Annotated in this window: 16 protein-coding genes and 1 CRISPR repeat array (1 of these 17 only partly in view); of the genes, 3 read left to right on the forward strand and 13 right to left on the reverse strand. The window is 28.3% G+C overall.

Annotated elements, in window-relative coordinates:
- Positions 1-630: 630 nt before the first annotated feature.
- From nusG to cas9, 13 genes are all read right to left on the reverse strand, one after another.
- A complete protein-coding gene (gene nusG, locus QJQ40_RS02820) occupies positions 631-1,206 on the reverse strand; it encodes a transcription termination/antitermination protein NusG (protein WP_282861129.1) in 576 nt (191 codons plus the stop codon).
- A gap of 18 nt (positions 1,207-1,224) precedes the next feature.
- Positions 1,225-1,461, reverse strand: coding sequence for a preprotein translocase subunit SecE (secE, locus tag QJQ40_RS02825; RefSeq protein ID WP_282861130.1), 237 nt, complete (start codon positions 1,459-1,461; stop codon positions 1,225-1,227).
- Positions 1,461-1,601 (reverse strand): 50S ribosomal protein L33, encoded by a 141-nt coding sequence (gene rpmG, locus QJQ40_RS02830; RefSeq protein WP_010320912.1) that lies wholly within the window; start codon positions 1,599-1,601, stop codon positions 1,461-1,463. The genes secE and rpmG overlap by 1 nt, the downstream gene beginning before the upstream one ends.
- 41 nt (positions 1,602-1,642) lie before the next feature.
- On the reverse strand, positions 1,643-2,194 hold the full coding sequence (locus QJQ40_RS02835) for a sigma-70 family RNA polymerase sigma factor (protein ID WP_282861131.1): 552 nt from the start codon (positions 2,192-2,194) through the stop codon (positions 1,643-1,645).
- 25 nt (positions 2,195-2,219) lie between these two features.
- The gene (gene rlmB, locus QJQ40_RS02840) at positions 2,220-2,909 is read right to left on the reverse strand and encodes a 23S rRNA (guanosine(2251)-2'-O)-methyltransferase RlmB (RefSeq protein WP_282861132.1); all 690 of its coding nucleotides are present in this window, start codon (positions 2,907-2,909) and stop codon (positions 2,220-2,222) included.
- Between the two features lie 33 nt (positions 2,910-2,942).
- The gene (gene cysS / locus QJQ40_RS02845) at positions 2,943-4,151 is read right to left on the reverse strand and encodes a cysteine--tRNA ligase (RefSeq protein WP_282861133.1); all 1,209 of its coding nucleotides are present in this window, start codon (positions 4,149-4,151) and stop codon (positions 2,943-2,945) included.
- Positions 4,138-4,833 (reverse strand): YgjP-like metallopeptidase domain-containing protein, encoded by a 696-nt coding sequence (locus tag QJQ40_RS02850; RefSeq protein WP_282861134.1) that lies wholly within the window; start codon positions 4,831-4,833, stop codon positions 4,138-4,140. Before QJQ40_RS02850 ends, cysS begins: the two co-directional genes overlap by 14 nt.
- Positions 4,811-6,049 carry a CNNM domain-containing protein gene (locus tag QJQ40_RS02855; RefSeq protein WP_282861135.1) on the reverse strand — a complete coding sequence of 413 codons (1,239 nt, stop codon included), beginning with the start codon at positions 6,047-6,049 and terminating at the stop codon, positions 4,811-4,813. Before QJQ40_RS02855 ends, QJQ40_RS02850 begins: the two co-directional genes overlap by 23 nt.
- Positions 6,049-7,446, reverse strand: coding sequence for a replicative DNA helicase (dnaB, locus tag QJQ40_RS02860; RefSeq protein ID WP_282861136.1), 1,398 nt, complete (start codon positions 7,444-7,446; stop codon positions 6,049-6,051). Before dnaB ends, QJQ40_RS02855 begins: the two co-directional genes overlap by 1 nt.
- Complete coding sequence (rplI, locus tag QJQ40_RS02865) at positions 7,439-7,876, reverse strand: 50S ribosomal protein L9 (RefSeq protein WP_282861137.1); 438 nt, start codon at positions 7,874-7,876, stop codon at positions 7,439-7,441. The genes dnaB and rplI overlap by 8 nt, the downstream gene beginning before the upstream one ends.
- Positions 7,857-9,851, reverse strand: a complete 1,995-nt coding sequence (locus tag QJQ40_RS02870; RefSeq protein ID WP_044285635.1) for a DHH family phosphoesterase — start codon at positions 9,849-9,851, stop codon at positions 7,857-7,859. The genes rplI and QJQ40_RS02870 overlap by 20 nt, the downstream gene beginning before the upstream one ends.
- 6 nt (positions 9,852-9,857) lie before the next feature.
- On the reverse strand, positions 9,858-12,230 hold the full coding sequence (gene leuS / locus QJQ40_RS02875) for a leucine--tRNA ligase (protein WP_282861138.1): 2,373 nt from the start codon (positions 12,228-12,230) through the stop codon (positions 9,858-9,860).
- Positions 12,231-12,602: 372 nt separating this feature from the next.
- Positions 12,603-16,370, reverse strand: a complete 3,768-nt coding sequence (gene cas9 / locus QJQ40_RS02880; RefSeq protein ID WP_282861139.1) for a type II CRISPR RNA-guided endonuclease Cas9 — start codon at positions 16,368-16,370, stop codon at positions 12,603-12,605.
- Between the two features lie 307 nt (positions 16,371-16,677).
- On the opposite strand from cas9, the gene cas1 reads away from it, so the two are divergent.
- The 3 genes from cas1 to QJQ40_RS02895 are packed head-to-tail and all read left to right on the forward strand — an operon-like array spanning position 16,678 to position 18,651.
- The gene (gene cas1 / locus QJQ40_RS02885) at positions 16,678-17,559 is read left to right on the forward strand and encodes a type II CRISPR-associated endonuclease Cas1 (protein WP_282861140.1); all 882 of its coding nucleotides are present in this window, start codon (positions 16,678-16,680) and stop codon (positions 17,557-17,559) included.
- Complete coding sequence (gene cas2, locus QJQ40_RS02890) at positions 17,546-17,878, forward strand: CRISPR-associated endonuclease Cas2 (protein ID WP_282861141.1); 333 nt, start codon at positions 17,546-17,548, stop codon at positions 17,876-17,878. The genes cas1 and cas2 overlap by 14 nt, the downstream gene beginning before the upstream one ends.
- On the forward strand, positions 17,878-18,651 hold the full coding sequence (locus QJQ40_RS02895; protein ID WP_282861142.1) for a hypothetical protein: 774 nt from the start codon (positions 17,878-17,880) through the stop codon (positions 18,649-18,651). The genes cas2 and QJQ40_RS02895 overlap by 1 nt, the downstream gene beginning before the upstream one ends.
- 67 nt (positions 18,652-18,718) lie before the next feature.
- A CRISPR array of direct repeats spans positions 18,719-20,287; the repeat unit is 36 nt; unit sequence GTTTTTGTGCTGTACAATTTCTTACTAGAGTAAAAC (it continues 2,569 nt past the right edge of the window).

Raw genomic sequence — 20,287 nt, forward strand, 5'->3', positions numbered from 1 at the left:
TGAAAGAACAATAACTAAAAGCCCTAAATTTATAGATTTCTAAACGGGTAAATTTAAGGCATTCCATCATATTTAAAAATATAATGGATAATTCACGCTGTCTGACTTTTTTAGACAAAAAACATATTAAGTCCTCCTTAATTCAATATCAAAATTTATTAATTTATTCTTAGTTGGACTTATTATAACATAATTTTATTTTTGACCAAACATTTTTTTTTTTTTTTTTTCAAAGGCTTAATTTTAAAATAACAAAAATTAAGATTTTAACTTCAAAAATACCCGTAAACCGGGTATTTTTGCATATTTATATTCACTAAAAAGGAATTTTTGCCATCAAACTGTCAAACTCGGGAAAATCTGGAAAAGTTAACAAAAAAAGTCTTTTACTTGAATAAAAGACTTTTTTTGTTAATAAATTTTAATTAATTTGTTGACTAAAAATAATTATAACTATTTTTTAATACACTTTGTTTAAGAAAGGAGTTTTTCAGATTTTTCAAAAATTTTTTCAAAAAACAAAATAATAGTTGTTTTAGAATGGTTTTTTCAACTAAGAAGAAAAATTTTAGCCTTGATAGATAAGGTTAATTTAAAAAATATTTAAAATTCAACACTAAAATTTAGATTTTAGTTATTGACCTTTTTTAAATTTTTATATTCAAAAGTCGCAGGAGCTTTACGCCCAAAAACATTTTCAAGTTCGACTGTTATTAAAGTTTTAGTCTCATTCATCTCGATAACTTTACCAATATCCCCGGTAAAAGGTCCTTGAGTCACTTTTGCCCAGTCGCCAATTTGCCAACTTATTGCATCAGTATCATTAGTTTCTTGAAAACTAAGAATTTTTTGATTTCAATTTTCTTTCATTCGCTCAAATTGTCGTATTGAAATTGGTGTTGGTTTAGTTCCTCTACCGTGTGAACCCACAAGTCCTGTTACATATTGAGTATTTCTAACGACAAATCAGGCTTTATCAACCATGTTCATCTTGATAAAAAAGTAACCTTTATATAAATTACGGTATTTGAGTTTTTTTTCAGCTTTTCCGTTTGTACTTTCCTCATAATAAGGGACGTCAAATTTGATTATTTCCTGAAAGTGCTCTTCTAAATTTTCGTATTTTATTCGGTTTTTAAGTAAAGTAATTGCAACATCTTCCTTTGATGAAATAGTTGAAATCATGTATCACTTATATATTTTCATAGTATTTTTTGCTCCTTTCTAAATTCCGACTCCGGCTTGATTTCAAATAAACGCAGCAATAATTGTAATTGTGAAAAAAACAGCCATAAAAATAAGTGAAAAAATTATTGTTTGCCCAAAACTTTGAAAAGCGACTCGACTTGTTGGTCATTTTACCCTTTTCATCTCTTTAATAAAAAGGCGAAAGAAAAATTTTTTTTTGCCTTTATTTGTCTCGTTAGGGATTTTAACATTTTTTGCTTGTTTTTTTCACATTATTTTTCCTCTTGGTGTAAAGTAGATTTGCGACATATTTTGCAAAATTTATTAATCTGAAGGCGAGTTTGAAGCGATTTATTTGTTTTATAGTTCCGATTTTTACAAACAAAGCAGCTTAGACTAATTTTTTTCTTCATATTAATCCTAAAAATTTAACATTACAGTCTATAATTATATATTAATTTAGGAAAAAACTTCTTAATTTATTACTTGTGGCTCGAATAAAATCATTAACCTTTTGTGTGGTGATGCCAATTTTTTTAGCAATAACATTAGTTGGAATATCCTGAATAAAAAACATTTCAAACATTTCCATCTCAAGTTCATCAAAAGACTCGGTAATTCGGTTGTAAATATCTTGAATTTCTAGTTTGTGAAGCTCACTTTCGACAGCAAACTCGATATTTTCAGGTAATTCGTCAAGTGAAACCGAAAAATTTGCTATTTGATAGTTTTTTGTGGTAAAAGAAGTTGCATACCCTAGCATAAACAGTTTAATTTTGTGAACAAGATAATTTTCAAGTGGGATACCTAAACTAGGGTCAAATTCTTCATATAACTGCACAAATTTATCGATTGAAGCATTAAAAAGGTCTTGATAAGTTATCGGTGTTAAGACAAAAGTTTTTATTACTTGTTTTGAACAAGCTAATAAAATATGCGAATATTTGTTTAAAACGGTAAAATATCTCTTATTTTTAACTATTTTTTTCTTACGATCTAATCACATTTTGTAAATAAAACCTCATAGTTCTTTATTTTTGTTTGTTTTTTAGATAAAAAAGTATAATTCCCGTTGCAACTGTGACGTTTAGAGAATCAATTTTACCTTCCATCGGAATAAAAAATGACTCATCGCTGGCATACAAACTACTTTTTTTAATTCCAGTAGCCTCATTGCCAACTATAAGTGCACAGGGAAAATTAAACTGAATTTGATTAATTTTTTTACTTTTTTCGCTTAAATCAGTGGCATAAATTCAAAAACCTGATTTTTTTAATTTATTAATTGCAGCTACAATTGAATTTACAAGAATAAATTTGATACCAATAAAGCCACCTGATGCAACTTTAAATGTGGTTTCATTTAGTTTAGCTGCTCGCTTTTTGGGCAAAATTATATGCTTAATTCCAAAACAATTTGCTGTTCTAATAATGTTACCGAGATTATTTTGATCATGAATATGATCAAGAATTAAAACAATTTCGGGTCTATCCTTGTTTAAAACATCAATTTCAAAAAATTTAAAGTTTTCAACAACGCCAACAAAGCCTTGGTGGTTTGCTAAAACTAATTTATCTAAAAAATCTTTATTAACTATTTGTACTTTTTGGTTCGAAAAAATTGGACTATCAGGCTGTTTTAAACAGTAAATTTGTTTAAAAACAAACCCATTTTTAATTGCTTCTATCACTGAATTCTTGCCACAGATATATTTAAGCATATTTTTTCACTTTCGTATGAAACGCGGAAAAAATTATGAAAAAATGAACCTTTTTCATAATTTTTCGCGATATTTATCAGCTTCTTCATATTTTTTTTGCTCAATAAGTTTTTTTCAGATTTGAATATTTTCTTGATCTTCAGAGTTAATTTCTTTTTTTGTAAAGCTAAATCTTAGTAATTTGAATATAAAAACAATTTCTGAATTCTTTTTTTGTTTTGCTAAGTTAGAGATTAAAAAAATAGCATTAGAAAATTTTTGCTCTTCAATGAGCGATAAAATTTGATCAACAACGGTTTTTTCAATTTCTTTAGGGTTCAGAATTCAATCAAAATAAATTTTTTTATATTTTGTTATTAATTTTTGGTGATTTTGGATTAATTCATCTGTTAAATTAATCGGGACACTAGGGTTTATTGACAAAAAAATGCTGCGAAGAACATCTGGATCATATTTTTTTGCAAATTCTTTTGCAAAAATTATATTTCCGATTGATTTAGACATTTTTTTACCGTTAAAATTTACAAAGCCAACACGAATTCATTTTTTTGAAATTGGCTCGTTTGTTAGTGCAAAATGTTGGGCATTTTCATTTTCATGATGCGGAAAAATCAAATCAACGCCACCTCCGTGAATATCCACTGAATTTTTCTCAAAATGGTTATAAATAATTGCCGAACACTCAGTATGTCAGCCAGGTCTTCCTAGGCCAAAAGGCGAGTCAAAAAGTACGCCTTTTTTTGTTTTTTTTCACAAAACAAAATCGTTTACAGACTTACTTTGACGATCTTTTTGATACAAATTGTGGACTTTTTGTTGTGAAATTACACCGTAATTTGCAATTTTACTTGCATCAAAAACAAGGTCCCCGTTTTGATTAAAATAAGTAAAATTTTTATCTTTTAACTCACTAATATAGTCGATAATTTTGTCAAGAATTTGTGTTACTTTTATTATTTTGTCAGGTTTTTTAACATTAAATGTTTCAAGAACACTAAAATATTCAAAAATGTATTTTTGACTTAATTCAGCTTCAGTTAGTCCTAATTCCATTGCTTTTTCGATAATTTTGTCATCAATATCAGTGATATTTTGGACAAAATTAACTTTTTTGCCAAAATATTTTCATACTGAAACTAAAAAATCAAACACAATTACCGACCTTAAATTGCCGATATGAACGTGATTATAAACCGTAGGACCGCAAAGATAAACATTCAAATTACTTTTAGTTGAGCTCATAATTTGTTAATTTTTTAACTAAATCAGTGTAATTAGGTATAATTTTACCAATTTTTTCCCAAAAAAGCTTGCCGTGGTTGCGAAAAAAATGGTGAACTACCTCATGAACAATTACATAATCAATAATTTCCTTTGAAAATGCAAATAAATATTTGCTATAATGAATTTTTTGACGATAATAATTGGTGCCTCATGATGTATTTTTTCGCGATAGTTTGACTATATAATCAGGAACTTCTAATGTTTTGGTTCAAAATTTTGTTCGCTGAATTAAATAGTCTTCAAAATGTTTCATTAACAGTTTTTCAATTTTAGCCTCAATATTTTTTGGCCGACCTAAGGAAAAAATAGCAAACTGACTTTGCAAATAGAGTTTATTTTTTGTTTTTATTAAGCTAAAATAGTTTTTTTTACCAAAAAGGTAAAAAAAAGATTCAGAAAAGTGCAGTACTTGTCTTAAGGGCAAAATATTTATAATTTTATTAAAATATTTTGAATTTCTGACGCTCCTGATTAAAACTTCGTCAGTTAAGACAAGTCCGGTCTGAACAAGAATGTAGTCATCAACTAATTTAACTATCAGGCGCGAACTTTTAGGCCTGAATTCAACAAAAATAGGATATTTTTGACCATTTAGGTCTATTTTTAGTTCGCGAAACTTAGCTTTTTTGTTGGAATTCATTTTTGGTTATTTTTAGCTCGATTGTATTTGCGCTTTTGTCAATAATTTCAAATTCAAGTTTATATTTTGGCCCTTGAAAGTAAAATTTTGCCCCTAAAACCAGCTTTTTTTTCGAACTTTGGGATAAGAGTCACTGATTTAAATTTTTAAAATTAACAGGAAGATCGACCGCTAAAATTTTGTTAATTGTCAAAATAGAAGTTTCGGCTTTTGTTGTAATCTGATTTGGACTAATTTGATAAAAATCAAGGTCATCGCGGTAGTCATACTCATCATAAATTGGGCCCAAAAGACACTCAAGTATATCTTCAAATGTAAGAATTCCAACGATTTTTTGCGATTTATTTGACTCAACTACAAATCCTAAATGAGATTTTGATTTTTTCAAAATCTCATAATTTGTTTTAATCAAAGATGTCGAAAGAAGAAGCGGAGTTTTTATTATATGATCATTAATGTCAAATTTATCAAGGTGCAAAATGTCTTTTGAAAGTAAAATTCCAACAAAATTGTCGTCTTTTCAAACAGGAATTCTTGAAAAATTTGAGTCAATTATTACTTCTTTGATCGATTCAAGACTATCTTCATATTTTACAAAGACAACATCTTCAAGTTTGGTAAAATGTTTGGCGGTTGTAAAAGAGTCAAATTCAAGCGCTCTAATTGCCAAGTCAGATTCGTCTTTTTCAAGGACATCTTCTTGGTGAGCTTGTAAAATTATTTTTTTTAGCTCGTTTTCAGTGTTTGTTACATTGATTTTTTTGACAAATTTAGTCATTAAAGCCGCTAGTGGAAATAAAAAGTAGTAAAAAAAAGTAATAAAAAATCAAAAAGCTTTTAAGAATAAAATTGGTTTTTTTCGACCAAAAATTTTAGGGTAAATTTCGCCAAAAATTATTAACGGCGGAGTTGTTGCTGCTATTGAAATTAAAATTTGCAAAGATTCATTAATTGCTAAATTAGAAAAAAGTGCCGAAATTATAATAGAAATTCCGATGTTGACAATATTGTTTCAAATTAAAATGATTGTCAAAGTTTTTTCGTAATTGTCATAATATTTAAGAATTTGCTTTTTTCCTCAAAAAGAATCAGAAATATTTTCATCAACTTTTGCCCGACTTGTGGCAGTAAAAACAGTTTCGCTTGCTGAAAAAATGGCCGAAATTAAAAATAAAAATAATAAAACAATTCCTAAAGCAATAAAATAACCCGGCATTAGTCCTCTAATCCTAAATTTATATCATTTTTATTTTTGTTTGCAACATTAAAATCAAGGGCAGCAATAAACTGGCCAATTTCAGGCAAAAAATTAAAAAATAGCGTTCCAGTTGGGCCATTTCTGTGTTTTGCAATAATTAATTTTGTATTTGGTCCACTGTCAAAATTAGACTGATCATCTTCTCTTTTATTATAATAATTGTCCCGATGTAAAAAAGCAACAAGGTCAGCATCTTGCTCAATAGCTCCAGATTCACGCAGATCTGAAAGTAAAGGAGTTTTATCTTCTCTTCGCTCGACATTTCTTGAAAGTTGCGACAGAGCAATAATTGGTGTATTAACTGCCCGAGCTAGTTGTTTTAATTTTCGGGAAATAATTGAAACCTCGACTTGACGGTTGTAATTTTGATTATTTGCGCTTGAATTTATTAGTTGTAAATAGTCAAAAATAATCAAATCATATTTAATATTGTTGCGATAGCGTTTTTGAACTTCTCAAAAAATGTCGTCAATATTGATCGAACCTGAGTCATTTATAGTCAATTTTGCCTCTTTTAGTCGTTTTGAAATTGCTTTTTCAATTTTTATTAAATCTTCAGGGCGTAAATTTTTCGGTGTTTTGAATTTATTGGCCTCAATTCCTGAGACAAATGATAAAAGCCGAGTTCCTAAATCTGTGTTTGACATTTCAAGGGCAAAAAATAGCACAGATTTTCCACTTTTGCAAACATTTCAGGCCAAATTAAGGGCAAAAGCTGTTTTTCCAACTGACGGTCGAGCTGCTAAAATTACAAGTTCACCCCTTTGAAAACCAGAAGTTACAACGTCCAAATTATCATAACCAGTCGAAATTCCTTTAATAGGATTTTTACTTGTGCGAAGTTCGGTAATAAATTGAAAAATTTCCTGGGCAATTTCATAAATTGAACAAAAAGACTGTTTGGTGCTGTCTAAAGTCAAAAGATTAATTTTGTCAACAATTTGGCTTGTAATTTCTAGTGAAGTTTTTTTACCAAAGTCTAGTTCGTGACTTGATTCTTCAATGATTTTTTTGAGCTGGCGCAGAGTTTTTTTCTCGCTGACAATCCGTAGGTGAGAAGTAATTTCTGAAGGCAAAGAAAAATTATTGTTATAAAGTCAAATTATGAATGATTTTCCGCCTATTTTTTCCAGTTTTTGATTTTTTTGCAGTTCTTCAATAATTAAATTAACTTCAGGATCAGGAACGCTAGCAACCACAGTTTTGATTGCTTTTGCAATTTCAACTAGTCTGAGATCGCTAAAATCATTAGGGTCAATTGCATCAATATAGTTGATGATTTTTCTGGGATTTGAAAGCAAAAAAGAAATTATAAAGGACTCAATATCAGGGGAAGTATATCGCGAATTATTCATCTTTTACAACATTTATTTTTAAAGTAGCACTAATTTCAGGGCTTAATTTAATAGTGACATAACTTGTTCCAAAATTGGAAATTCCTGGAGTTTGAATTAAGTGCTTGTCAATAAAAATATCTTTGGTCTCAAGTTCCTTTTTTATTTTTTTAGCCGAAATTGCCCCGTGGACTGAATCAAGTGTCCCTTTTAATTTAAATCACAAAACAGTATTTTCAATTTGAGATTTAAGTTGAATTGCCTGATTTTTTTTATTTTCCTTTTCAGCTTCAATTTTTTTTAGTCTTTCTTTTAAAAGTTTTTCAGTTCTTGGATTTAAAGGTTCTGCCAAATTATTTTTAAATAAATAATTGCTAGCATAACCAGCTGAAACCTCAACAACACTATTTGCACGACCATCTTTTGTGTCTTTAAGTAGAATTACTTTCATATTCTCTCCTTTGAATTGCAAGTTTAATATTTTCAACAAATTCAGAAAAAGTCTCAACTGTTGAATAAGCAGCTGCTGAAGTTACATTTCCGCCTCCACCAACTTGCTCTGCTATATATTGAACATTAACATTTTCAACACCTCGAGCTGACATTTTATAATTTTTTTGTTGCGGTAATTTTGCCACAACAAAGGCAGCTTGACGATTTTTAACTAACAAAATTTGCTCACAAGCAATCGAGACTAAATCAGTCTCAATTTCCCGGTCAAGACTTGCAAGGAAAAAACCTGGCTTAACTTCGGTGACATTTTCAAGAATTTCTTTAATAATTTTTGACTCATTTTCATTAAGTTTGAGAAATTCACCAGTTTTTGCAGTTTTTGCTCCTCAACGAACAAGGGCGGAGACGGCCGCAAAAGTTGAGGCACTAGCGGTTTTTTTAAACTGGGCTGAGTCAACATATAAACCATTCAGCAAAATTTGGGCCCATTCTTGATCAATACTTATATCTGAGTGAATTGTTAGCAAAATTAAATGCGTAATAATTTCACATGTTGATGAAGATGAGACATCAATATAGTCATGAATTAATTCCAAAATTCCTTGCATTTTGGAATTAATTCCGTGATGGTCAAAGACAAAAACATTTTCCAAATTGATTTGATCAAGAGCTTTTTTGTTTTCAATTCGCTCAACATCAGAAACATCAACTAAAATGGCGAGGCAAGTATCGTTATTTTTTGAGGCCATTGTGATTTTTGATGCAACTGAGCGCGATATAAAAATATTTTTCTTGATAAAATCAGCTTGCGATAAAAATCTTGTTGTTGTAGTGTCAAAAGTCTGGTTTTGAATATAAAAATTAATTTTTCTTTTATAAATAACTTCAGCGTATCTTTTTAAAAAATTACCCAAAACATAACCAGAACCAAATGAATCTAAGTCAGAATTAATGTGCCCATAAATTATTATATTATCAATTTTTTCCAATTTTTCAACTAAAAGTCGAGCAATTCTTCTGAGTCTAACAAGCGAATGGAGGCTGAGAGATTCGCTATAAGAACCATAAGAAAAAGGTCTTTTTCCATAAGGATAAATTGAAACTTGATTTCCACCACGGGTTTTTGAAAAAATTAAAGCCTCATTTGCTAGTCTTTTTACTTCCACTAAATTTGTTGTGCCAAATCCAAAACCGACTGAAAATCAAACTTCGGTTGTATCATCAATTTTAGTGCTCTCATCACGAAAAATGTAAAAATGATTTTTTTGTCAAAGCACAAAAGTTTCATAATGTAAAACTAACATAATCCGGCCATCTGCATATTCTTTGTACAAAAATTTATATTTTTGTGACAGTTTTTCAAAAAAATCATTAATAAAAATTTTGATTTTAGGGTAGTCTTGATCGCTACTGCGAAAATTAGTTGAGACAAAATTATCAACCTCAACCTCGGCAAAAACAAGCGAATTATTCTCATAACCTTGTGAAATTGACTTAAAAAGTGTGATATCACGATAAGAAATTCAATATGCAAATTTATTATAATTAATTTCAAATCAGTTATTTCCCCTTTTTATTTCAAATTTTGGCGGAATATCTTCGACTTTTTTATACTGGGGAAAAAGATAAAAAATATCACGATTTACTAGTCTTTCTGGGTATAAATCTTTGACATATTTTGAAACTTTTGTAATTTTATAAGTTGAAGATAAATTGATAATTCCAATATTATTTTCCTCGTTAATAAGGTCGAATTTTTGGTAATAAAAGTGATTTTGTTTAATTATAAATTGGTAAAAAACAACAATTCCGACTGTTAGCGAGATAATAAAAATTATGAAAATTCCGACAGCTAACGTGAAAAAAAGGTAAAAATCAAAAGCGTCATTAAAAATAACTTTTAATAATAAAGTCGTAATTTCAAGTAAAAAGCTTATAAATGAAATTGAAAACGGGAAAAGAAATTTTTTCATGAGTGCTTATTTTTTTACAATGAAATTTAGAATTTTTTTAGGTACAAAAATTGTCTTAACTATTGAGTGATTTTCTAAAAAATGCTGTATTTTATAGTGTTTTTTGGCAATTTCGATAATTTCGTCTTGATTTTGGTCGTCATTTAATTCCAAAATTGCTCGAGTTTTACCGTTTATTGAAACAGGTAAATTATAAGTATTTTTTACAATTTTAGCCTTGTCAAATTGAGGCCAACTGTGAAAATGAAGCGGTTTTTGCTCTAATTTTTCTAACAGTTCCTCTGAAATATGAGGGGCAAAAATCGATAGAACTACTAAAAAATCAACAAGATATTTTTTTGACGGGATTGACTCAAGTTTACTTAAAAAATTAATATACACCATTAATTTAGAAATAGCAACATTAAATTTAAAATCCTGGACTAAATTAGTAATTTCAAAGACAAAATTATTATAAAAGTAGCTAAATTCAGAGTCTTTTTCGAGCTCAGGATCGATTTTGTAATCTTTTAAAATAATTCTAATAACCCTTTGAATTCAAGCATAAATTGCATTTGCACCTTTTTCATCCCAGGCACGATTTTCATTAATTGGACCCATAAACATTAGAAAAATTCGAACACTATCAGCACCATATTTATCTAAAACTGTATAAGGATTTATAATATTTCCCTTAGATTTCGACATTTTTTGCCCATCCGGGCCAAGTAGCATTCCTTGGTGAATAACTCTGTCAAAAGGTTCAAAATTTGGAACAATTCCAGCTTCAAATAAAACTTTATGTCAAAAACGCGAATAAAGCAAATGGCCAACAGCATGTTCCTGTCCCCCGATATAAATGTCAACTGGGAGTCATTTTTGCAGTTTTTTATAAGCTTCTTTTGAGTCTAATTTTAAATAAGTGCCGTCATTTTGTTTTAAAATATAGGCAAGATAATACCACGAACTTCCGGCTCATTGGGGCATTGTGTTGGTTTCGCGGCGGTAGATTTTACCGTTTTTTTCAAAAAAAACTCAATCTTTTTGTAAAGCAAGTGGGGACTGACCATCACCTGAGGGAACAATTTTTTCTAAATGTGGCAGTTCGACAATTTTTTCTTCAAGATAAATTTTGCCATCTTGATCAAAATAAACAGGAAAAGGCTCGCCTCAATATCTTTGTCTTGAAAAAACTCAGTCCTTAATTTTATAAGAAATACTTTTTTTTGCTAGTTCTAATTTTTCTAATTTTTCAAAGATTAATTTTGAAGCACTTTGGGCTTCAAAATTGTTAAATTCGGCTGAATTTATAAGGAGATTTTTATCATTTATCACTTCTAAATAGTCAATTGCAAAAATTTTAGCAAACTCTAAATCATTTAAATTATGAGCTGGAACTCCCATAATGGCCGAAGTTCCGTAGTCATTTAGCACATAATTTGCAATATAAAGCGGAATTTTTTTAGAAGTTAACGGGTGAATCATGTATAAATTAGTAAATATACCAGAAATTTGACTTTGAAGTTTTGGACTAGAAAAACTGTTTTTTTCAATGTAGTCGCTAATCTCAACATCTTTTTTTGCAAGATTTGTTGCAAAATCATGCAAAGGCGAAATTGCTAAAAAACTAACACCATAAATAGTCTCAATTTTTGTTGTAAATATTTCAATAAAATCTTGACTATTTTCAAAGTAAAACTTAAGAATTACGCCTTGGGACTTGCCGATTCATTTTTGTTGGAGCAACTTTAGTGAGTCAGGGAAATTTATACTCTCAAGTCCATCAAGCAATTTTTGGGCATACTGAGTTATTTTTAGCACTCACTGATCCATTTTTTTAATTTCAACAGGAAAACTACCCCGTTCACTGACTAAATTTCCGTCTTTGTCACGACTTATTTCTTCATTTGCTAAAACTGTGCCTAATTTTGGGCATCAATTTACTTGTGTCTGACGAATTTCAGCTAGGCCAACCTTGTATAAAAGTTTAAAAATTCACTGGGTTTGTTCATAAAATTTTGGATCACTTGTGTTAACTTCTTTGCTTCAATCATATGAAAAACCGAATGAATTTATTTGCTCTTTAAAGTTTTCAATATTTTTTTTAGTAAAATCAGCAGGGTGATTGCCTGTTTGAATTGCATATTGTTCAGCCGGAAGACCAAAGGCATCTCAACCCATCGGGTGAAGAACATCAAAACCATTAAGCCGTTTAAATCTTGCAATTATATCTGATGCTGTATATCCAATTGGATGCCCTAAATGCAATCCGGCTGCCGAAGGATAAGGAAACATGTCTAAAATATAGATTTTTTTGTCAGAAGATTCACTCGTTTGAAAAACGTTATTTTTTTGCCAATAGTTTTGTCATTTTTTTTCTATTAATTTATGGTCATACATGATACTAAATATTAAATTATAATATAAAAAGACTAAAATGAGTATAAAGTTATACAAAATTAGTGGTTTTGTGATAAATCCAAAGTTGTAAATAGAAAAACTAATAAAATAAAGGTAAACTAGTATATTAGTTTCCGAAGTATTAAAAAGGTGAGTTAAAATAAACAATGGAAATTGACAATTGTAGACAAAATAAATACATTAAAATTGCTGAATTTAAAGGCTTTAAAAACCACAATTTTACATTTTAGACAAGATTTTAGGCAAATTTACAAAAACAGAACAAGAAAAGGATAACCAAAAAAGCAAAAACTGGAATATTAAATATTTAGCGTTTTGTATAAACTTTTACTAATAAAATGGGCAAAATAGTTATTTAATTGTACACATTAGCTTCTCATCATCGGTGTGTTCTTTTATTTTTATAGGATATTCGTTCCCTAATTCATCGAGATGGATAGGAATATATTTTTTAAAAATTGGATTTGTTGTATGTGGAACGGCTCTTTCAACTTTAGAGTTAAGTGGTCTTAGTCCATAGATTGTATCAACATTATCACTTTTGGTCATTGATGAAATGAAATAATAATTTTCTTTCTCCATATCTTTTGTTTGTTTGAAATCATCTATATCTAAACTTTTTTTCTTTAAAATTGACCCTTTTTTAAGTACAAAAATTGGTTTGCAATTAACAGGTATCGGTTTTTCGAAATCAGATTTGTAAATATCGAGTTTTTCCTTATTGTACAAATTTTCATCAAGAAAATCAAATTCACTAATTCCAAACTTTCTCATTTGGGAAGTAACTGGAATAGATTTATAGATTGCCTTCCCGTTTTCGTAAACTTTATAAACTAATGAATATAGCGAAAATAGCTTATCCTTGAAAGATTTCCCGCCATCATGTTTACTTACAATTTTAAATTTTATTGGAATAGATTTGTACTCAATAATTCTAATGTTTTTGTAGAATCGTTTAAGATTTTTATTATTAATATTATCATAACAAGTTAATTCATCAGAGAGCTTGTAATTATAATATAGCAATTTATGAACTGCTTTTGCTGATTCAATTTCAGCTTTTAAAGTTGGTTCTTTTAGCGCCAAATCATTCATGTATTCAACAAAAGCATTTCCAGATTTGTTGCTAAAGCCGTTATATTTTTCAAAAATTTCCTTTAATTTATTAAATTCCGACAAATGTGATTGTGCCATTAAAACAGTATATTCACTTTTTCCATCTGCTTTTTTGCCAAAAGGATTTTCAAAATATTTTTCTAAATCTTTGTTTATGGTTGTAACAAGATTTTTCTTAATAAATTTAAAGTATTTATCTTCCTTTTCGTCATATTTAAATCCATATAACGTCTCATCTGACAGACCGCCATTTGAAATATTACGAATTTTTCGTGAAAATTTTATAGGGGTATGGTTTTTTGCTTCTTCATATTTTTCTTGAATTATTTTCTTTAAATCTTCAACTTTTTTAAGCTTATCGACTTCAAACTTCGAAATTTTAACTAACTCACCAGTTTCAATGTTTTCTTTGTGATATTCGTCATGAAGAAAATATTTTTTATCATTTTTATTATCCGCAAGTGTTAAAAGATTGGCTATTTGACGATTTTCGTTACCAATAATCGCAACAATTGCTGCATCAACAGCATGATGTTCATTATTTTCACGATTTTTTTCAATTTCTTGCTTATTGCTGTTGTTCGCCTTTACTCTAAAATATCTGGTAACATGACCTTTAATTGTTGATATTTTTACTTTGTGAGTACTAGAATTTTCATCAATATATGTGAAAAACTCATTATTTTCAAAATGGTCTATAAGTGCGTGATAAAATAATTTTGTTGAATACCTTGTGTCATTCAAGTTTCTGGCTAAAAATTCAACTTGAAATTCATCGTAATCTTGTAGAGTTAAAAATCGAAATCTGTTATTTGCAGAAACCTCGTCCAAATCGACATAAGGATCTAATTTTTTAGCATTTTTATTCACCTTATTCTTTTTGCCAAATAAGACTTTTGCTTTTTCAGAGTATTCCTTATAAAATTCATCGCCCTTTGTTTTTATATATTCGCTAGCAATTAATTTTCCTTTTTTTAGGTTTTCTGCTTTTGTTGTTAATATTTTGTTTGCTTGCGAATTGTCGTAAGACATTGAATATGGGATTATATGATCAATTTCATATTTTTGGCTGTTATTAATCAAGTCATGTATGACAATTTTTTCCAATGTATAAAGATCTATACCATCTTGTTGGTGGTAAAATCTTAATTTATCCAGAAGTCTAGCAGGCTTTGTTTCTAAATCAGAAAGTTTATAACCTTTATTTTCTAAATTCAAAATTTGAAATAATTTTTTAAGATTTTTATTTTTACCTTCCTTAATTCTCTGATTTATTTTTTTGATTGTTTCCTTATCATTTTTTTCGCGCGGGCTCTCGATGACAATTGCATCAATTATATTTTCTTTTGAATATTTTTTGATAATTTGGTTCAAAACTAAAACTGCTTGTTCGAATGTGTTTTTTGTTCCAGGTGAAATAATTTCGTCCTGAAAAATTCTCGGATTTAAATATTTAGTTTTTTTGTCAGTTTTTCCTAATTTAGATTTTTGTATTTCCCATTCTTTTCTTATTTCTTCATCTTTTCACTTCAAATATTCTGAGTTCTTGTTTTGTTCAAACATTTTTGGCAAAAATAAGTTTATTGCGTCAAGTGAAAAATTACCAATTTTCTTAAAATTAAATTTTGTATTGCTAAAAATGGATTTAACAAAATCTAACTGTTTTTCGCTATCAATCTTTAATACTTCAAAAATATTTTTCTCAGTTAATTTCTTTAAAACTTCATCTTGCCCACGACTTTTTTCCCGGTCAATAATTATGCAAATTGCATCTAAATATGGCAAAAATTTCAATATATTATTAATATTTATTCAATTAGAATCAGAAGAATGGGAATAAATTGTTGCCAATAAATGTTTTGTTACTTCCAATTTTGTAGTTGGTTCTTCTTTGATTATTTTTCTACCTTCAATTGTATCTTGATCATCAATATCTGATTTTTCAAATCCAAAATCTTTAAGAATTATTTTTTTAATTTCATTTTTTTTGAGTGAAATTGATATAATTTTTGCATTTTCTTTTACTTTTAATAATTCATCAAGAAGTTCGTTTCTATCATTAGAATTTAATTGTCATATTTTTTTATGTTCAGTTTTTAACTCGGAACTTAAATTAATTAATTGGTTTAACAGGTTGAAAATTTCATAAGATGGATAATTAACCGGAGATCTATTTTTTTCGACAAAAAATGAGCATTTTCCTATAGTTTTATCTCAAATATTATCGTATTTTTTAACAACGTTTTTCCCGTCTTTTTGAAAAATTCCATATTCACTAGCGCTGTGTTCAGAACCTGGACCTTTTGCATAATCTCTAACTGAAGTAAAAAGATTTAAAAATTTTTCACTAAATTCTGGGTTAATTTCTTGAACTTCAAAAAGTTTTTTAATTTCATTAACTCATTGCAAATTAGAAAAACTATAACCACCCAAATCTTTTGGAATAGAACTGTTTGATTTAAAAAAGCCATTTTTTTTGAAAAAATCATACAATAAAATGCTAGGATGTTCTATTCCTTCGTACTTATCAGCAACATTTTCTTCTTCTAGATCATAAAAAAATCCACGATTTTCAAGGTAATCGTGTAATATTCAGATTAAATCTAATTTTTCAATCTTAGAATCAAGAGCTTTAACTTTTACTTCTAAAATATTTGAATGTTTTGTCGCGCATTTTTTATATATTTCTGTGAACAGCGAAATTATTTTTTCGTAATTTTCTGTATCTTTTTTATTAACTCGTTGAATATCGCTAATATTTTCAAGTTCAAATAAATCTTTATATTTTAATATCAGGTTAATAAATCTTTGATTTCGGTATGCTTTTCGACGAATATTCCTTCTAGTCGAACGAAAACCGCGTCTTTCATTGGCAGTTTTTCTTTCTTCAAAAGTTCGTGTACCTCAATCAAGTATTTTGCTTGTTGGGCTATCAATAATTGCTCATCCAACAGACGCAATCCCGAGATCAAAGCCAATAGTAATATTTTTTTTATTATGCATATTTTTAACCTTTCTGTTCAAAATTATTAATTTTTGCATTTTTTATTATTGATTATTAGGTAATTATTATTCGCCATTTATTAAATTGTACCAAAAATTTAAGCATTAACCTTTACTAAAAAATAAAAAAACCCCACTAGGTGGGGAAATTCGACAGCATAATGCGTCTTATTTTTGTGCGACAATTTCTTACTAGAGTAAAATTTTATGTGCATACTCATGTATGCAAAACTAATTATACACCATTTTTTATTTTTTTATTTATTTTTTTTACTTTTTTTATTCTTATAAAAAAACGAGCACTATTATGAAAAAAATCATTGAAATTAGCGAATCAGAATACGTTTATCTTTTTCTAAACAACATTGTTATCAAAAAAGATAGTGAAAAATTTGTTTTCCCCATTGATACAGTTGATGTCTTAATTTTTGAAAATGACAGAGCGACTATATCAATTCCAGTCATCAATGAACTTGTTGAAAAAAAGGTAAACATTATTATTTGCAAAAATCATTTACCACAATCATTAATTATCCCTTACAGTGGCTACTATAATAATAAGATTTTTCAAGAGCAAATAAAATGAGATATTCCGTATAAAACTAAAACTTGACAAGAAATAATTAAACTAAAAATTCAAAGATCCATAAGTGTTTTAAAATCAATTCAGAAAATTGGCTCAGAAGATGAAGCCAAAATGTGAGACTATTTCCACGATGTTCAACCTTATGACACTAACAATCGCGAAGGCCATGCAGCAAAGTTATATTTTAAACTTTTATTTGGCAAAGGTTTTATTCGCGACCAAGACAGTGATGATAATATTAACATCCTATTAAATTACGGTTATATTGTCTTACTTAGTTATGTTGCCCGAATTATTTGCGGCAAAGGTCTTGATAATCGACTCGGAATTTACCATAAAAGTTTTAATAATAATTTTCCACTTGCTTGTGATTTAATGGAACCTTATCGCTATTGGGTTGACCAGATTGTATATAATCATATCAATGCTGAATTTCTTAATTTTCAGGATTTTAAAGAAGCGCTTTTTAAATCTTTTAGCCAACATATTGAATATAAAGGGAAACATATTAAATTTAGCAAATATATGGAATTTGAAATTATGGACATCCTTAATTTAAAAGAAAATTATAAGGAAATTACTACAGAAAGTGATCAAAGTTAATACTAGAGAGATGCGTATTTTATTAATGTATGACATTTATTATATTAATGAAGATGATAATAAACTTTATAACAAATTCATTAAGGAACTTTATAAACTTGGCTATGTCAGGTTGCAATACTCGATTTATTCTAAAATAATTCCAACTCACCTTCAATATAATAGTGAGAAAAAGAAACTTTTAAGAATTATTCCGAAAAATTCAAATATTAGAATTGCGATGTTAACTGAGAAACAATATCAAAACATCGAAATTCTTAATGGTACAAAGTCTAAAAATGAACTCTATAATCTAGAGGAGGATTATATCAAACTATAATGCTAAAATTTTTTAATAACCTTAACAACACAGTCCAACTTAAAACTAACGTAAAAATCATTGAAACTGAAAATACAGATCTATTTTTGAGTCATCTTTTTAATTATGAGTATGAAACTGAATCAAAGGTCTTTGAACTTATGTCAAGAAAAATATCACTAAAAGATTCAGTTTTAATTACTAATTTGACAAAATTTTCAGAATTTTTAAGTCTAAGCGCTAAAAACTGACTTGGTGATTCAATAATTAACGATGAATATTGAAGCGAAAGTATCTTTTTTCGAAATGAAAAAATCGATGGAATTGTTGACAAAATCAATCAAAAGCTAGGATTTGAATTTTTAAATTATGAAATTGATAATGTAAAACTAATTAAAGCAATTTTTAACATCGAAAATGATATATTAATAAATGAAGAAAACTTTGAAAATCTCGCCGAAATTATTTTTAGTACAATGAAACAGACAATTGTAATTCTGAAAGATCTTGATTATATAAAATTTGAAAAACTGTTTAAATATAATAATATAACTTTCCTAATTTTGACAAATGATTTTACAAAATATATTTCTAAATTTAGCGAACTTGAATTAGTTGCTTTTTATTCACAGAAAACTGTAATTGATGTAATTGATAATTTACCAATTATTCGTTATTTTGAAAATCTCAAAAATCGGCCTATTGATGAAGATGAGTTAATATACACTTCTGAAGAAGAGAAAATGGCAGCAAAAATGCATTTTTACAAAATAAAAACAAGCTTTTTAAACTAAAAACGTTTTTATAATTGATTTTTTAGTTTAAAAATTTAAAAAAATACCTTTTTTTCTTGGAAATGAGGTTTTTGTGCTGTACAATTTCTTACTAGAGTAAAACAAGTTGGTTAATAATTTTCTCAGGTAAAATAGTTTTTGTGCTGTACAATTTCTTACTAGAGTAAAACTTGTTTTTTAAGGTTCATATCTCAACCTTAGTTTTTGTGCTGTACAATTTCTTACTAGAGTAAAACTATACAACAACCGGAGATGTTTTTGATAACGTTTTTGTGCTGTACAATTTCTTACTAGAGTAAAACAGTGACATTTGAATTCAATGGCAAACTAAGGTTTTTGTGCTGTACAATTTCTTACTAGAGTAAAACCCTTAAAATCCCCAAAAAATGTACTTCATTGTTTTTGTGCTGTACAATTTCTTACTAGAGTAAAACAAACGAATTTTTTAGTAGTGGTTATAAAGTGTTTTTGTGCTGTACAATTTCTTACTAGAGTAAAACCTAGACCTGCTGTTATAATACCATAACCTTGTTTTTGTGCTGTACAATTTCTTACTAGAGTAAAACCTGTAATTGTAAAGGAGAAAAACATGGGACTGTTTTTGTGCTGTACAATTTCTTACTAGAGTAAAACGGAAACAGTTTTATATTCTTTTTTTATAAAGTTTTTGTGCTGTACAATTTCTTACTAGAGTAAAACGTTGACTTTATCAACCTTATACTCTAATTAGTTTTTGTGCTGTACAATTTCTTACTAGAGTAAAACCAATTTTTGGAACTTCTTTGAGCAAAAAATGTTTTTGTGCTGTACAATTTCTTACTAGAGTAAAACCAAAATAATTTAAATTACTTAACGGTTTTAGTTTTTGTGCTGTACAATTTCTTACTAGAGTAAAACACATTCTAAAATGAAAAAAGATATTCTTGTGTTTTTGTGCTGTACAATTTCTTACTAGAGTAAAACTTGAATATACAAAAAGAGATACACAAATATGTTTTTGTGCTGTACAATTTCTTACTAGAGTAAAACTTTAAAAATTATTTTACCCTTTTTAGGGTCGTTTTTGTGCTGTACAATTTCTTACTAGAGTAAAACCCATTTAAAATCCGGGCAAATCGAATATATGTTTTTGTGCTGTACAATTTCTTACTAGAGTAAAACCCTAGTAGTCAAAATTTATTGTCTGACTTAGTTTTTGTGCTGTACAATTTCTTACTAGAGTAAAACTTGAAAATTGTGCTAGGTCTGCTAGTCCGGCGTTTTTGTGCTGTACAATTTCTTACTAGAGTAAAACTTTCGACAATTTCTTGTCCAATTTCGACTAGTTTTTGTGCTGTACAATTTCTTACTAGAGTAAAACACAATTGAAAGGAAACAAATGACAAAAGCAGTTTTTGTGCTGTACAATTTCTTACTAGAGTAAAACGTTGATAAGGAACAATTGAAAGGAGATTCCGTTTTTGTGCTGTACAATTTCTTACTAGAGTAAAACTTTTGAATTATGCTTCACTGATCCTGGCTTGTTTTTGTGCTGTACAATTTCTTACTAGAGTAAAACGTAAAAAGATAAATAAAGCAGCAAGTTCTAGTTTTTGTGCTGTACAATTTCTTACTAGAGTAAAACAGAGTCTACATT

The organism is Mesomycoplasma ovipneumoniae (genome assembly GCF_030012565.1).
GTDB lineage: Bacteria > Bacillota_I > Bacilli_A > Mycoplasmatales > Metamycoplasmataceae > Mesomycoplasma > Mesomycoplasma ovipneumoniae_D.